The organism is Acinetobacter sp. CAU_H_60 (assembly GCF_058599385.1).
This window is the reverse complement of sequence record NZ_CM178653.1, coordinates 2468922-2485562: the sequence shown is the minus strand read 5'-3', so window position 1 is coordinate 2485562 and position 16641 is coordinate 2468922. Positions and strand designations below refer to the sequence as shown.

The following is a 16641-nucleotide window of genomic DNA, read 5'->3' as shown; positions in this document are numbered from 1 at the left end:
CCTGACAAATGGCTTTTAAATTGCATGGTTGTGAATTACTCTAAGCACAATTCTTAAAAGGTTTATTTCTAGAATGTCTGATTTTTTGATTGATGAAGAATTACTCGCAGCCATCGATATGGGATCAAACAGTTTTCATTTGGCGATTGCCCGGGTGGATCATGGCGAAGTGAAAAAAGTCGCATCAATGTCAGAAAAGGTTCAACTTGCTGCGGGACTGGATGAAAATAAAAATTTGACTGAAGCCGCACAGCAGCGCGGTTTGGCTTGTCTGGCCCGTTTTGTCGGACGCTTGGGATCGGTACAACCGAACCGTTTACGGATTGTGGCAACGAATGCTTTGCGTCAGGCCAAAAATGGTCATGAATTTATTCAGAAAGCAGCTGAAATTTTACCAAAACCGATTGAAATTATTGCTGGTCGCGAAGAAGCGCGTCTAATTTATCTCGGTGTGTCACATACCATGGCCAATACTGGCCGTCGTCTGGTGGTAGATATCGGTGGGGGTTCGACTGAACTGATTATTGGGGAAGAATTCGAACCCATTCATACCGAATCTGTGCAGATGGGATGTGTGACTTTTACCAAGAAATTCTTTGCTGATGGTGAAATCACCCATAAAGCCTTTGATAAGGCAGTGACTGCGGCACGTAAAGAAATTTCAGGCATTGCCAATACTTATAAATCTGCCGGTTGGGATGCAGTCGTTGGTTCGAGTGGTACGATCAAAGCCTGTCGTCAGATCTGTGTCAATATGGGCTGGAGCAATGATAAAGAACAGCTCACCCGTGAAGGTCTGGAAAAACTTAAAGATAAATTATTCAAATATAAGCATGTTTCGGACATGGAGTTTGAAGGTCTGAAAGATGACCGTCGTGCAGTTTTACCTGCAGGAATTGCCATTTTATATGCAGTATTTGATGTACTGAATATCCCACATCTGGTCTATTCAGATGGCGCATTGCGTGAAGGCGTGATGTATGACCTCTTGGGTCGTTTCAAGCATGAAGATATCCGTGATCGTTCTGTTCATGCCTTAATTGGTCGTTATAATGCCGATGCCAAGCAGGCCGAACGTGTAGTGCAGACTGCACAAAAACTGTTTGATGATGTAGCAGCTGATCTTGGTCTATATAGTGAAGATAGTGATTTACTCCGTCGCGCCGCTTATTTGCATGAAATTGGTTTGGCGATCAGTCATAGCGGTTATCACCGCCACGGTGCCTATTTATTGCAACATTCTGACATTGCCGGTTTTTCGCAGGTAGATCAGAATTATTTGTCACATTTGGTCGCACATCATCGCCGTAAATTGCGCGCTGATGCCAAGCATGATGTGATGAAAGTCGGCGGAACTAAACTTTTACAGCTGTGTTTGCTGTTACGTCTGGCGGTTTTGGTCAATCACAGCCGTAGCGATGAGATGCTTCCTGCCATTGAACTTAAGGTCAAGAATGCGCAACAATGGCAGCTCAGCATTTCTGGTGATGCCAAACAATGGCCATTACTGATTGCTGAACTGCATGATGAACAGGTGCAGTTTAAAAATTGGGAGATCGAGCTCTCGGTTCAATCTGAACAATTTGTTAATTAATACCTTTATAGGGATGAAAACGGTTGACCTATGAAAAATAAAGCTACCCCATCAAAAGCATGGACGACAGTACAGATTGCTCGTCATCCGGAACGTCCACAATTTCTGGACTATGTAGGTGAAATATTCACTGAATTTGATGCTTTGCATGGCGACCGTCTCTATGGTGATGATGGCGCAATGATCGGTGGTCTGGCACGTTTCGATGGACAACCAGTGATGATCGTGGGTCAGCACCGTGGTCGTAGTACCCGTGAAAAATTACAGCATAATTTTGGCATGAGTAACCCGGAAGGTTACCGTAAGGCTCAGCGTCTGTTAGATATGGCGGAACGTTTTAATCTGCCAGTCTTTACCTTTATTGATACCATGGGTGCTTACCCAGGTGTGGGTGCAGAAGAGCGTGGTCAGGCTGAAGCGATTGCGTCAAGTTTGGCACAACTTTCTAATCTGAAAGTGCCTGTAATTGCCACTGTTCTGGGTGAAGGCGGTTCCGGTGGTGCACTTGGGATTGGTGTGGCAGATCGTGTGGTGATGCTCTCTCACAGTATTTATTCAGTGATTTCACCAGAAGGCTGTGCCTCAATTCTGTGGAAAACTGCAGAAAAAGCCGAACAGGCCAGTGAAGCTTTGGCATTGACTGCAGAAAAATTGCAAAAGATGGGCATTGTTGAATACGTCGTTGATGAAGGTGAAGGTGCACATCTGGATCCGGATGAAGTCATGTACCAACTGAAAGCAGTCCTGAAAGAAGCTTTAAATGAACTGCAAGCAATGGAACCACAAGCACGATGCGAAGCACGTTACCAGCGTTTAATGAAGTTTGGCAGCGACAATTTAGGTCTGGCATCTTAAAGCAACTGCAGGAATTTCCTGTAGAAACAAAATTTTTAATCGGATGCAGTGGCGGCGTGGATTCTATGCTGTTGCTGCATCTGATGTTTTTTTTGTGCCCGGAAAAAATCCGCGCGATCTATGTTGATCATCAACTGCAAAGTGTTAGTGCTGAATGGGGCACTTTTGTCCAGCATCAGTGTCAGCAACTAAATATTCCTTGCATCATTCAGCCCGTCCATATTGCCAGTGGTAATCTGGAATCTCAGGCTCGCCAATCGCGTTATCAAGCTTATCTACAGCATCTCCAACCTAATGAAATTCTGGTCTTGGCTCACCATCAGCAGGATCAGGCAGAGACTTTGATGTTGCGCTTACTTTCTGGGGCAGGGATTGATGGTCTGGCTGCGATGAAAGCGATCGATATCCGCCACGATTTAACCATTTGGCGGCCACTGCTGGATATTTCCCGTGAGCAGATTTGCCAATGGGCAGCAGATTTAAATATCCAGAATATTGAAGATCCGACCAATCAGGATACTCATTATGATAGGGCTTGGGCACGTCAGGTGCTATGGCCAGTATTAAGTCATCGTTACCCGAAAATGCAATCTGCCTTGGCACGTACTAGTGAACTGATGCAGGATGCACAAAATATTCTGCAAGAAGTATTGGAGCAGGATCTGAAACTCTGTGGTAACGACGAAATTCTCAATTTATCTCCTCTCTCAAGTTTATCCAAAGCACGGCAGCGCCAGTTACTCTCGGTCTGGATGAAAGGCAAGGGACAATATCGTCCCTCTCTGGACATGGTGGAGCGTGTACAGGCCGAAGTAATCGAAGCGAAACCAGATGCTCAGGCAGCGCTACATTGGTCGGGTTATTACTATGTGCGTTATCAGCAGCAGTTGCATCGACTAAAAGCTGAAGTTTATCTGGCTGACCAACAGCTAAACGTAGCCGAACAGCAGATCATTTTACAGAATAAAGATCAGATTCATCTTCCTTCTGGTCAATTCGGGATTCAAAGGGCTGAGATAGGATTATCTCCCACTTTATTAGGACAACCCTTGTATTTGCGGCAACGGAAGGGGGGTGAAAAAATTCATCTCTATGGCCGGGTGGGGCACTGGCCGCTCAAAAAAGCCATTCAGGAAGCGCAAATATTTCCCTGGACTCGGCATACTATTCAAATATTAAGCACAGATAATGTTATGCTAGGCGTGTTTACACCTAAAGGATTTTGGTTAGCTCAATCTGCATATTGTGAAGCAGGGGGGTGGCTACCCATTTCGGTTTCTTCAACTTTAGAATTCAACGACGAGCATTAAACATGAGTGCAGCTTTAAATTGTAATATTAGTTTTATTGGTGGCGGTAATATGGCTCAAGCCTTGATCGGCGGGCTGATTTCGCAGGGGTTGCCAGCAACGCGTATTACAGTTTCTGATCCGGTTGAGAAAGTACGCTTACTTCTTGCAGAAAAAGCAGTGAATGTCACCGATGATAATATTGCTGCTATTAAAGATGCAGATATCGTCCTGTTTGCAGTCAAACCACAGGTTTTAGCTGGTGTGTTAAAACCACTTCAAGGTTTACTTGATGGCAAGCTGGTGATTTCAATCGTTGCGGGTGCCGAGATTGCAACACTATCTGCGCTATTGGGCACTGACCGTATTGTCCGTGTGATGCCGAATACACCCGCACTGGTACAGACAGGTGCACATGGTTTATTTGCTAATGAAGAAGTGGGTGCAGAAGACCGTGAGCTGGCGAGTCAGGTTTTGGCTTCTACCGGCCTGACAATTTGGGTAAACTCAGAAGTTCAGATTGATGCCGTAACTGCTGTGTCTGGTTCAGGACCTGCTTATTTCTTCTATATGATGGAAAGCATGATTCGTGCAGGCAAGAATTTAGGTCTGGATGAAAAAGTAGCCACTGCATTGACATTGCAAACTGCTTTGGGGGCAGCGCAAATGGCGATCACCAGTTCTAATACACCAGCAGAGCTGCGTAAGAATGTCACATCTCCGAATGGTACAACTCAAGCGGCATTGGAAGTGTTTGATCGCGCGCAGATTTCTCAGAATATTCAGGCAGCGCTTGCTGCTGCGCAAAAACGTAGTCAGGAACTGGCCCAAGAGCTCAGTGACAATAGCAAATAATCTATCAGTTTAATTTTTAGGAACGTTCAAGTATGGGTGCAAATTCTGCGCTAATTTTTGGCATTATCATTAACGTCGCGATTTTGCTCGTATTCTTCCGCTTTTTAATGCAATTGGCCGCGGTGAGTCCTTATAATCCTGTCGTTCTATCTACTGTCAAAGCGACTAAAATTGTAGATGTGTTTGGGCGTATTTTCCCAACCGCAGGTAAAGGCCGGGTGAATACTGCTGCACTGGCACTTTTAGTCGTGCTGTATTTGCTGAAAATTTTTGGCATCATGTATTTGTCCGGGGGAATGCCAAATGGTCCAATCCATTTGCTTATTCTAACCTTCGTCACCATGATGCAGGATTTGATCCGCTTCTGTCGTTACCTGATTTTTGCAACGATTATTTTGAGCTGGGTGGTGATGTTTACGCAATCCCGCTCACCTTATATTGAAGTGGTTCAAGAACTTGCAGAACCATTATTAGCACCGTTCCGCCGTATCATGCCGAATATGGGAATGATCGATCTGTCTCCAATTCTGGCAATTTTGGCACTGATCGTAATTGAAATGATTATGAACCAGGTGGCAATTGTGTTGCTAACCGGTCTTTAATCAGATTCCAAATCAAAAGGACACTTAGGCGTCCTTTTTTATTTCAAGAAAATTCCCTCTCCTTGTAGGAGAGGGTTAGGGTGAGGTCTATAAATTTAAATAACCTCCATCCCAACCTTCCTCCTAAAAGGAGGAAGGACCTTTAGTATTAATGCGCTTCATCCCAGTTCATGCCTTTACCGACTTCCACGACCAGAGGCACAGAGATTTCAATCACAGATTGCATCACTTCAGCCAGTTGAGGTGCCAGTTCATCTGCAATCGCTTCATCAACTTCGAATACCAGTTCATCGTGCACTTGTAGCAGCATTTTGGCTTGATCTTTAGGTAGCATTTTATCAACCTCAATCATTGCCATTTTAATGATGTCTGCAGCCGAACCTTGTAATGGTGCATTAATCGCAGCACGTTCAGCGGCTTTGCGGACCATCATGTTACGGGCATCGATATCAGGTGTGTATAAACGGCGGCCTAGAATGGTTTCAACGAAGCCTTGTTCCAATGCCACCTGACGGGTACGCTGCATATATTCATAAATCCCCGGATAACGACGGAAATACTGTTTGATATATTCCTGGGATTCCTGACGAGTAAAACCTAACTGACGAGTCAGGCCAAATTCAGACATGCCATAGAGCAGACCGAAGTTCACGGCTTTAGCCTGACGACGCTGATCATTGGTTACTTCTTCGAGCGGGATGCCCAGAACTTCAGCTGCGGTACGGCGATGTACGTCCTGTCCATGGTTAAAGGCATCTACTAGCGCATCATCCTGAGATAAATGTGCCATCAGACGCAATTCAATCTGTGAATAATCGGCTGCGAGTAAGACACGACCTTCGGGCGCAATAAAGGCCTTACGAATCTGACGTCCGATTTCCGCACGAATTGGAATGTTCTGCAAGTTTGGATCAGTAGACGATAAACGGCCAGTGGCTGTGAGTGCCTGATGATAACTGGTATGTACACGATGAGTCTCATTATTGGCCTGCTTGCATAGACCATCGGTATAGGTGCTTTTCAGTTTGGACAGACCGCGATATTCTAGAATCAGTTCAGCAATCGGGTGTTCCAGCTTTTCCAGTACACTTTCACTGGTGCTGTACTGACCGGTAGAGGTCTTTTTGCCACCTTTCAGGCCCAGTTTGTCAAACAGAACTTCACCGACCTGTTTAGGAGAGCTGACATTAAACGCTTCACCGGCTATTTCAGTGATCTGATTTTCTAGATTCTGCATGGTTTGGGCAAACTCACAACCGAGTTGATCCAGGAAAGCCAGATCCAGTCGGATGCCATTTTCTTCCATGCTGGTCAGCACACGGGCTACAGGCATTTCAATATTGTGCAGGATATTGACCAGTTCAGGATAAGCCTGCAGTCTTTTGCTCAGTACTTCAAACAGACGATAGGTCACATGCGCATCTTCTGAGGCATAGTGTGCTGCGGTTTCGATCTCGATTTTATTGAAAGTTTTCTGTTTGGCGCCTTTACCTGCCACCTGTTCATAGGTCGTGGTTAAGTGGCTTAAGTACAGACGGGCTACATCATCCATGCCATGACGGGTGGCAACCGAGTTGAGCACATAAGAAGCCAGCATAGTATCAAAATACCAGCCTGCTAGATGAATGCCGTGATTTTCCAGAACATGCGCATCATATTTCAGGTGGTGGCCAATTTTCTGAATGGCTTCATTTTCTAGAATCGGTTTGATCTGAGCCAGAATTTCTTCACGATTGAGCTGTTCTGGAGCACCTTCATAATCATGTGCTAGCGGTACGTAATAGGCATCCTGTGCATCAAAAGCCACCGAAAAACCAACAATCTGTGCAATACGATAATCCAGACTGGTGGTTTCAGTATCAAAAGCAAAGCGTTTTTCAGTATTTAAACGTTCAAACAGCTTGTCCCAATCTTCCTGAGTTAATACAGTATGATACGTCGCTTCTCCAAGCTGATCATTATCACTGCTCAGTGTTGCCTGCTGGTCATCGGCTTCCTGAGGTTCAGGTGCTGCTTTAGCAGTAATCGATTGAGTAGCCTGTTTATAATTACGGTTGTTTGGATTATTCGGATGATCTAGGGATTGCAGCTGGTTACGGAATTCCAGTTCGGTATACAGATTACGCAAAGCTTCTACATTTGGATCCTGAAGTTTCAGGTCATCATAAGTGAAGCTTAAATCCAGATCGCAAATGATGCTGGCCAACTGATGATCCAGTGCAATGCCATCGGTATTGTCTTTAATATTCTGACCAACTTTACCTTTGATCTTGTCGACATTTTCCAGAATGCCACCAATCGAGCCATATTCATTGAGTAATTTGGCTGCTGTTTTCGCCCCGATCCCAGGCACACCCATAATGCCATCTGAGGCATCGCCCATTAGGGTCAGGTAGTCAATGATCTGGTTTGGCCATACGCCAAACTTTTCAAAAACCCCATCAACATCCATCGGTTTTTCTTTGAAGCTGTCTTCCAAGGTCACTTTATCAGTCACCAGCTGTGCCATATCTTTATCACCGGTTGAAATCAGCACCTGATGACCTAAAGCTTCAGCGCGTTTAGCCAGTGTACCAATGATGTCATCGGCTTCCGCACCTGGCAGCATATGCAGGGGGATGCCCAAAGCGCGAATCAAGGCATGTAGGTATGGAATTTGCTGTGACAGTTCTTCCGGCATGCTTGGACGGTCACCTTTATAAATAGGTGATAGCTCGTGACGGAAAGTCGGTTCAGGCGTGTCGAAAATTACCGCCATATGTGTTGGCTGGGTACGGCGCATTAGTTTTTGAATAGCAGAAATCGCACCACGAATTGCATTGGTGTGCAGGCCGGTTGACGTGGTTAATGGTGGTAGTGCATGAAAGGCACGAAATAAAAAGTAAGAGCCATCGACCAAGACAAATGGTGGCATGTAATCAATTCCTTATTCAAAAAACAGTTTTATTGTACGTGATTTTTACTGCACTCGCAGGGGCAAGTCGGTTTCTACAGCTTAGCGAATATCGGGTGAAGATGAAATAAGCAGTACAAGCTGTTGTATGATGACATGGTTAAGGAACGAGAACGAGAAGAATGACGGCAGGGCAAAATGAATTGCGTATGATCTGGCTGATTAGTCTGGTGATTGTAGGGATAAGTGCATGGTATCTGGAATTGCAGATCGTGACTTATCTCACTGGTCTGGGTTTTCTGATCAGCGTGATGCAATATATCAGTGCCATTGAAGCGCCCGTGCGGGATCTGGCAGCACCGATGCAGGTGATTGTGCCAGCCAATTCTAAAATACCACTGTATATTTCTTCTATTATCGCCGTTGTCGGAGGCGTGACTGAGCTTAACTGGCTGATGGGGATTGGTATTACCGCCTGGATTTTCTTTCTATTACGCTGGCTACAACGTTTGGAACGTAATATTGTCCAGTTGCAATCTCGTTACCGGTCAGCAGATCAGACACATCCAGAAATCACTCAACCAGATATTCCTTTACCTATTGCTGCTCAAGCTAGTCCAGAGCAACCACAATTGCTGGCTCAGATCCAACAATGGATTTTTCGTGGAAATCCGGTTCTCAAAGCCGCGATCACGATTCTGGTCATTGGGATTATTTTATTACTCCGTTTTGCAACAGAGCACTGGCAGCTGAGCCTGGCGGTAAAATTAGGACTGGTCGCTTTATCTGCTGTTGTTGTGACTGGATTGGGTTATACCCTGATCGCTAAAAACCGTAGTTTTGGTCTGGCACTGGAAGGCTTGGGATTAGGGGCACTATTTCTGACCTTGTTCTTTGCTTATTACAACCTGGTGATTGCTACGTTGCCACTCGCAGCTCTGGTGTTCTTGGTCATTTTGGCAATTACGCTGTACTTAAGCTTGAAACAGGAAAGTATTGAACTGGCAGTCATGGCCTTATTCATTGCCTATCTGGCGCCGTTTACCTTGCCGACCCGGGATGCTTCTGCGGTTGAGTTCATCAGTTATTATCTGCTGATTAATATCGGCGTGCTGTTACTCAGCAGTTTGCGGCCCTGGAAAATCCTGAACCAGATTGCCTTTCTGGTCACAGTCATAGTAGGTGGGATGTATAGCCTGATTCATGGTCATACATACGAGCGTTATACCATGACAGCTCTGATTCTGGCACATAGTGCGGTATTCATCTGGCTGGGCTTTCGTTTTAGCCAGTTACTGGCCAAGCAGGATCTTTCGCGTTTTCGTTTAAAACCAGTTCTAGATCTTGCCTTGATTTTCGCTGCACCGATTACCGCCTATATTTTCCTGTATCTGATTCATTTCAATCAGCCTGATCAGAAGCTTTGGCAAGCCGGGCTTAGTCTGTTATTTGCCGGGATATTTGCAATCTGTTGGACTTTAGTGCGTCGCAGAGAAAGTATTCAGGTCATTTCTCAAAGTTATCTGAGCCTGATGTTGATCTTTCTGGCTTTGGTTCCACCCATTTTATTGACAGAGCAGTGGAGCGTAGTCGGTTGGGCGGTTGAAGGAGTCCTGATTTATCTCTGGGCATTGGAAAAGAATATTCGGGTTGCGCATTACCTGAGTATGGGACTGCTGATCATGGCAGGTTTCAGTAGTGTTTACTATCTGATTGAGCTTAATCCCACACCGCGGAAAATTTTCTGGATTCTCAGCTTCTGTTATGTCGCCGTCGTCTTCCTTAGTCAGCTTAAAGCCAAATACCGCCAGCAGCTCAATAGCTTAAGTATCAGTTTTCTGAGTATTCTCAGTTTTGCTGCGACTTTGATGTTGTTTGCCTTGCTTGAAGATGAATTTGCTCATGAGCAGGCCTATATTTATAGCTTATTTAGTCTTGCACTAGGTTATACGGTTCTAAGTGAAATCATACAGCGCAAGCATCAGGAATGGTGCTGGTTATTGCCAAAGTGGAGTGGGCTTACGCCATTGGTGATCATTGCGATTTTGCTGGCTGTTGATCATAGCGAAAATGGGATTCTGGTCTGGCCAAGTGCTTTGGAGCGTGGAATCTTTGTACTTTCATCATTATTACTGGCTGCTTTATGGCTAAGACCGGTGAAAGGGATTGATTTATCCAAAGAGTGGATGAGCTTTGGGGTATTTGCCAGTCTGGCATTGGCCAGTGTATGCCTAATACCGAGCATGCCTTATCTTAGTATGGTAATTCTGCCTCTGGTATTCTGGTTCTGGTGTTACCGACAAAAAGAAAATTCAGAGTGGCGCTTACTCTGGCAAAGTAAAAACTGTTTAGTATTAATGGGGACTTGGTTAATAAGCTCACAGCTGTTTAACCAGCAAGCTTTTCAATATTACTGGTTACCTCTATTCAATCCATTTGACCTAATCAGTCTGGCCATGCTTGCCAGTTTCCTATGGATGCTGTTGCAGCAGATTCGGGCAGGACACGATCGCGGTATGATGTCTGTACTGATGGTGCTAAGTCTGTTATGGCTATCGAGCTATATTGTATTACGGGCTCTACATATCTATCTGCAAACACCATTCAATAGTCTGGAATTGTGGAGTAATGCCACAGTACAGTTAAGCCTGACGATTCTTTGGGTATTGCTGGCTTGGGCAACCATGTGGACCGCCACCCTGAAAAGGCTTAAACCGATGTGGATATTAGGGGGGAGTATTCTGGTCATTGTCAGCTTGAAGCTGGTGTTATTCGACCTGTCTCATACCGGTACACTGACACGCGTAATTTCATTCTTGCTGGCCGGTGGGGTGATGCTACTGATTGCGTATATTGCACCGATGCCGGAGGGGGAGAAGAGGGTTTGAATCTAAATTACTAGATTTGAGTATTAATTTAATCTCCCCAAATCCTGAACGAGCTTAAAGCACTGCTTTAAGCGATGTGTAAGAGAAAGACAGGCTTTTTATGACAGTTCCTCCCTTAGTAAAGGGAGGTGAGGAGGAATTTAAAAAAAGTTATTTTAAATCCGGCTCTCTCTTCAGCTCCTTCTCATTGGCATATTGATCAATATCTTCATTTTCCAGTGGACGAGCCAATGGATGATCAACAAAGCCCATTTTTGGTACCGGAATTTCAATCTGGTTATCGAGAAAGCCATTTCGAATCCGTTCCTGCATTTCATCGCGGACTTTTAGATAATTTTCCTGCTGACACCAAATCGCAAACAAAAGTTCAATCGAAGATTCACGGAAGGCGGTGACTGTGACTGCAGGCTTTGGATCGGCCAGAACAAGTGGATATTTATTGGCAACATCCAGCAGTACTTCACGCACCTTGATGATGTCTTCATGAAAATTAATAGCCAAGGTAATCGGAATACGCCGGATTGGAAACTTGGACAGGTTATGTACCGGAGCCCGAATCAGTTGTTCGTTCGGCAAACGTACATAGATATTATCTTGGGTAAGCAGTTTGACCGAGAGCAGATCAATCGAAATCACTTCACCTTCAACGGTATGTCCACGAATCAGTGTAATCTGAATGGTATCACCGACCTCAAAAGATCCTTCACCAATCAGGAAGATACCGCTGATCAGGTTGGATGCAGAGGTTTGGGATGCGAAACCCAGTGCGACGGTTAAAATACCTGCTGCACCGAGAAAGACACTGAGTTTAAATCCGGCTTCCTTCAAACTCGCCATCACAAACAGCAGGAAAATAAAGTAGAAAATCCCGCGGCGCCAGACCATTTGCTGATGCGCATTAAAGCGTATACCAATAGTACGGATAAAAGCATTCGAAAAAAAACGTGCGATCAGGAAACCAATAAAACACAGCACAACCGCGACGACAATTTCAGTCAGGCGATCGGTATTAATATTGGTAAATACTCCCTTGAGACTGTTGGTGACTTCGGTTGGAATATTCGAATTTGGCATCACACGCTCTTAGAAAAATGAATCAAACATATTAAATAAATTTCCCGCCGGATCACGCGGTGGGTGTAAATAATCCACTTCACCCGCATTGGGCGGAGTACGGTTTTCCACCCGGATACGGGGTGGGCGATCCAGACCTTCATGCAAAACCTTAATCTGCGAGGTCCACAGACGTTCAGTGCTGGCACTATAAAAGAGAGGTAATGCAGGTACTGGAACATTCATACGATCGAAACGTAGTTGCTTGTGACTGGTATTATGAAATTCAATTGGAGTCACAGCACGGAATGCACGAGGACGTAATTGTTCTAGCTCGGTTCTTCCGTCGACTGCGGTAGCATAGCAAATTTCACCGGAACGGTGATTGGGCCCAAACCAGGTGTCTTTTGGTAAAATCACTGGAAGATCAAAAATTGGTTCACGTTGACCTTCGACAAAACCGGCAATCCATAGCGGGGTGCTGATATAGAGCGTTCCACGTTGTCCGGCTGGAATATAAATCGGATCAACCGGTTTAATCACCACAGAGCGATTCGCCAGACGAGGCATAAGCTGTAACTTGCTTTGGGTAGATTTGAACATATAACGTTCAATTTTCACTGGGGTCGGAAATGCAAACAGTGGATCACTGATCTGATGCCATTGCTGTTCATAATCGTACTGAACCGTCGGGCGATAATATTCTAGCCGCCATTCCTGTAAACCCCGGGTCAAACGAAAGAGTAGTGAGCCAAATTGCCAGGCCTTGGACTCGTTAATTTCAAAACTTTGCTCTCCCCACCATTGAATTCTGGGAGACTGCAGGTTCAATTCCTCTTGATCTAGGGGCAATGTTGGCATCCTTTCTTGCTAAATCTTTGAAAACATACTTCACGCTGTCATATGCTTAGAGTACACTCAATTTAAATTTTTTCATCATTATTATAATCTGCGATGCAAGTACTGAAACAATTACAAATCCCGTATAGCTTTGCGAAACGTCATGGTGTGCTGTTGCGTTATGAGGGAGATCAGGCTTTTATTGTCCGTCGTGACAATACGTCTATGCTTGCATTACAGGAAGCACGCCGTTTGCTGGGTCATCCGGCTCAGTATCAACATTGTACAGAACAAGAATTCAATCAGTTACTCAGTTCCAGTTTTGCCGGCGATAGCGGTGAGTCACAGCAGGTGGCTGCCGGTCTGGAAGATCATCCTGATTTATTAAGCCTTGCCGATTCGGTTCCTGAAGCCGAAGACCTGATGGATCAGGAAGATGATGCGCCTATTGTCCGTCTGATCAATGCCTTGTTGTCGGAAGCGATCCGTGTTGGCGCCTCAGATATCCATGTGGAATCTTTCGAAAAACGACTTTCCGTACGCTTGCGTGTCGATGGGCAGTTGCGTGAAATTGTGCAGCCACGTCGTGAGCTGGCGCCATTACTGGTATCACGGATCAAGGTCATGGCCAAGCTGGACATTGCAGAAAAACGTATTCCTCAGGATGGACGTATTTCCTTGCGTCTGGCAGGTCGTGAAGTCGATGTCCGTGTTTCGACCTTGCCATCCTCTTATGGGGAGCGGGTGGTGATGCGTTTGCTGGACAAGCAGGCTGGCCGTCTGAATATGACTCATCTGGGCTTGATGAATAATGATTATGATCGACTCAAGACCTTGGTGCATCGTCCTCATGGTATTATTCTGGTGACTGGACCTACCGGTTCGGGTAAGACCACTACCTTATATGCAGCACTTTCTGATCTGAATGATGGTTCCAAAAATATTCTGACTGCTGAAGATCCAGTAGAATATCAGTTAGAAGGGATTGGTCAGACTCAGGTAAATACCAAAGTCGATATGACCTTTGCCCGTGCCTTAAAAGCCATGTTGCGTCAGGATCCGGATGTGGTCATGGTGGGGGAAATCCGTGATTTGGAAACTGCAGAAATTGCAGTTCAGGCCTCACTGACAGGTCACCTGGTATTATCAACGCTGCATACCAATACTGCGATTGGTGCAGTGACCCGTCTGAAAGACATGGGAATTGAGCCATTCTTGCTATCAAGCTCTTTAATTGGGGTAGTTGCTCAGCGTCTGGTACGTACCTTATGTCCGCATTGTGCGACCTGGAAGGATGCAGATGCATTTGAACAGAATCTGTTTGAACATATTGAGCATCCACAGGAGTTGAGATTACCTCAACTGCACGGTTGTGAACGCTGTGGGAATACCGGCTTTAGTGGACGTACTGCCATTTATGAAATTGTACCGGTTGATGAACATATGCGTCGTCTAATTCATAGTAATGCGGCTGAATATGAGCTGGAAACCTATGCACGTCAGCAATCAGGTTCAATTCGCGATGATGGTTTACGTAAAGTGCTGGCTGGGAAAACGACCATTGAAGAAGTTCTGCGTGTAACCAATGAGGCGGCAGAGTAAATTTTTATTCGATGGGATAGGAAGGCACTGTTTTCTTAAATAAATATCTCAAATGATCATTTTTCTATTAAATAGCATAAAGCAATTTTGATCAAAATTTTATAAGAATGATCAGCTCTATCCTGAAATGACTTCTGATTTTTCAGGATAGAGAGTGGAATGCTTATGTAGACTTAGGTGATGACATTCAAAGTAACATCAATATTGTTTCGGGTTGCATTTGAGTAAGGACAAACGATGTGTGCGGCATCGACCAGTTTTTGTGCTTCTTCCTGTTCCATTCCTTCTAAATGAACATTTAAAGTCACTTCAATACCAAAACCGGTAGGAATTGGGCCAATGCCAACTTCACCTTCAATATAGGCATCTTTGCTAATATTGATTTTATCCCTGTTGGCAACAAACTTCATGGCACCTAAAAAACAGGCTGAATAACCTGCAGCGAACAATTGTTCAGGATTGGTCCCGCCACCTGGGCCACCCATTTCCTTAGGCACTGCCAGTTTCACATCCAGAATCTGATCGTCAGAGGTTGCACGGCCATCTCGACCGCCTGTAGCTTTGGCACGTGCGGTATATACTGCTTTTTCTAATGACATGAGAGTATTTCCTGCTTGTTCTTTTATGGAACTTCTATGCTCCATAATTTCTAGGGAAGAATAAGCAGGGATTTTGTTAATTTATGCAAGCGAATGAGAATGCGGTAAAAAGTCTGACTTAAGAGAACTTTAGTAGCTTGCGATGCTGCATGAGTGGCATAGACTCACGCACTTTGGCCTGCCCAGTCAAATCAAAATCAACCGTAATAATCTGTGCGCCTTCCGCATGCACCATATCGAGAAGTTGACCACGGCTGTTTGTGGCAGCGGCATGTCCCCAAGTTTGACGTTTTTCACCATGCCAACCCTGTTGAGCAGCACCGAGAACTGTGCATTGGGTATCCATAGCACGTGCTTGCAATAATAATTGCCAGTGCATTTGGCCAGTGGTGTAAGTAAAGGCAGATGGTGCAGTTAAAATATTCGCGCTTTGGGCACGTAAATGAAGCGCAAGTTCAGGGAATCGCAGGTCATAGCAAACCATCATGCCAATATTGCCAAAAGGTGTTTTCGCAACGACGACATCAGTACCTGGTTCAAAAAATTGGGATTCCTGATAGCCACCCACAGCATCACCGACCTGTACATCAAAGAGGTGAATTTTGTCATAGCGGGCTTCAGTTTTTTCTGGGCTAATACATAGGCTTACGGTTCGAACCCGGCCATCTTCAATAATCGAACCATCAGGACGATAAGGACAGGGTAATGTCCCCGCGATAATCCAGATCTGATATTGATGCGCCAGTTGTTCCAGACGTTGTTGAATGCTCTCGAACTGAGCAGCAGTTTCGCGCTGCTTACCAGCAGCAAAACAGACGAAATTTTCAGGAAAGACAATAAGTTCAGCGCCTTTTGCTTTACTTTGTTGAATTAATGATTCGATGGTCATGAAATTTTGCTCAATTTCATTTTGGGAATTCATTTGTGCAACAGAAAGTAAAGTCATAGGGATTCCTTATTGTGTGTTCATACCTTTTGTTCAGACACTTGATCTAGATTATCTTGTTCTTTTTGCAACTGTTTGACCAAGGGCTCAAACATATTCTGGTTGCTCTGATTTAACCGCATTAAAGTCTTGTGTGCATCCAGAACAGTTTTCAACATTGCCTGATGCGTCACATGTTCTTCCATAAGTTTACGGGTACATACATTTGAATCACCGCAGTAATCCAAAATGACAAAGACCTGCCCCAAGCCCATACTGTTGGCCAGAGTCGTGATATCAGAGTTAGTCGACAACATCACCGCCTGGATCTTATGGAGCTGCTTAAGTTTAAGTCCTAATTTTGCTAGGACACCCAGTACAGTGCTGTCAATAAAGCTGGTTTCAGTCAGATCAACAATTGCGCCAACAACGTTGTCCTGCTGCTCAAGTTTGTTCAGTAATTTGTCTAGACTAATACAAGATTGGGCCCGCACTTCGCCGATAAGCTTAAAAATATGCGTTCCATTCAAGCTTGCATATTCAACATGACCTGTTGACATATAAATGCCATTTGCAGAGAAGGATATTAAATTATCCCATAGGGTCTATAGATACTCAAGTAGCTGAAAGTCGCAATCAAATTAAGT

13 protein-coding genes are annotated in these 16641 nt (G+C 44.8%); 7 read left to right on the top strand and 6 right to left on the bottom strand.

Annotation, left to right across the window (positions count from 1 at the left end; genetic code table 11):
* Window positions 1–73: 73 nt before the first annotated feature.
* From ppx to AC4MBN_RS11700, 5 genes are read left to right on the top strand one after another with little or no spacing between them, the layout of a single operon-like run.
* Window positions 74–1594, top strand: a complete 1521-nt coding sequence (gene ppx / locus AC4MBN_RS11720; protein WP_491880253.1) for an exopolyphosphatase — start codon at window positions 74–76, stop codon at window positions 1592–1594.
* A gap of 30 nt (window positions 1595–1624) precedes the next feature.
* Entirely contained in the window at window positions 1625–2449 is an 825-nt protein-coding gene (locus AC4MBN_RS11715; protein ID WP_004783557.1) for an acetyl-CoA carboxylase carboxyltransferase subunit alpha, read from the top strand.
* Window positions 2386–3759, top strand: a complete 1374-nt coding sequence (tilS, locus tag AC4MBN_RS11710; protein ID WP_491880252.1) for a tRNA lysidine(34) synthetase TilS — start codon at window positions 2386–2388, stop codon at window positions 3757–3759. The genes AC4MBN_RS11715 and tilS overlap by 64 nt, the downstream gene beginning before the upstream one ends.
* A 2-nt stretch (window positions 3760–3761) precedes the next feature.
* Window positions 3762–4592, top strand: coding sequence for a pyrroline-5-carboxylate reductase (proC, locus tag AC4MBN_RS11705; protein ID WP_419365707.1), 831 nt, complete (start codon window positions 3762–3764; stop codon window positions 4590–4592).
* Window positions 4593–4624: 32 nt separating this feature from the next.
* Window positions 4625–5194: a YggT family protein gene (locus AC4MBN_RS11700; protein WP_004783550.1), complete on the top strand. Its 570-nt coding sequence runs from the start codon at window positions 4625–4627 to the stop codon at window positions 5192–5194.
* Window positions 5195–5342: 148 nt separating this feature from the next.
* Here AC4MBN_RS11700 and polA read toward each other — a convergent pair whose 3' ends face one another.
* On the bottom strand, window positions 5343–8108 hold the full coding sequence (gene polA, locus AC4MBN_RS11695) for a DNA polymerase I (protein ID WP_419365708.1): 2766 nt from the start codon (window positions 8106–8108) through the stop codon (window positions 5343–5345).
* 161 nt (window positions 8109–8269) lie between these two features.
* On the opposite strand from polA, the gene AC4MBN_RS11690 reads away from it, so the two are divergent.
* Window positions 8270–10975: a DUF2339 domain-containing protein gene (locus AC4MBN_RS11690; RefSeq protein ID WP_491880251.1), complete on the top strand. Its 2706-nt coding sequence runs from the start codon at window positions 8270–8272 to the stop codon at window positions 10973–10975.
* Between the two features lie 150 nt (window positions 10976–11125).
* Here AC4MBN_RS11690 and AC4MBN_RS11685 read toward each other — a convergent pair whose 3' ends face one another.
* Window positions 11126–12049: a mechanosensitive ion channel family protein gene (locus tag AC4MBN_RS11685; protein WP_180015546.1), complete on the bottom strand. Its 924-nt coding sequence runs from the start codon at window positions 12047–12049 to the stop codon at window positions 11126–11128.
* Window positions 12050–12058: 9 nt separating this feature from the next.
* Window positions 12059–12889: a DUF432 domain-containing protein gene (locus AC4MBN_RS11680; RefSeq protein WP_419365710.1), complete on the bottom strand. Its 831-nt coding sequence runs from the start codon at window positions 12887–12889 to the stop codon at window positions 12059–12061.
* A 93-nt stretch (window positions 12890–12982) separates the two neighbouring features.
* On the opposite strand from AC4MBN_RS11680, the gene gspE reads away from it, so the two are divergent.
* A complete protein-coding gene (gene gspE, locus AC4MBN_RS11675; protein ID WP_491880250.1) occupies window positions 12983–14470 on the top strand; it encodes a type II secretion system ATPase GspE in 1488 nt (495 codons plus the stop codon).
* Window positions 14471–14643: 173 nt separating this feature from the next.
* Here the strand turns inward: gspE and AC4MBN_RS11670 are convergent, their stop codons facing one another.
* From AC4MBN_RS11670 to gigB, 3 genes are all read right to left on the bottom strand, one after another.
* The gene (locus AC4MBN_RS11670; protein ID WP_159123044.1) at window positions 14644–15069 is read right to left on the bottom strand and encodes an organic hydroperoxide resistance protein; all 426 of its coding nucleotides are present in this window, start codon (window positions 15067–15069) and stop codon (window positions 14644–14646) included.
* Between the two features lie 118 nt (window positions 15070–15187).
* Window positions 15188–16015, bottom strand: coding sequence for a carbon-nitrogen hydrolase family protein (locus AC4MBN_RS11665; protein WP_419365712.1), 828 nt, complete (start codon window positions 16013–16015; stop codon window positions 15188–15190).
* A 20-nt stretch (window positions 16016–16035) separates the two neighbouring features.
* On the bottom strand, window positions 16036–16554 hold the full coding sequence (gene gigB, locus AC4MBN_RS11660) for an anti-anti-sigma factor GigB (protein ID WP_004783532.1): 519 nt from the start codon (window positions 16552–16554) through the stop codon (window positions 16036–16038).
* Window positions 16555–16641: the final 87 nt, after the last annotated feature.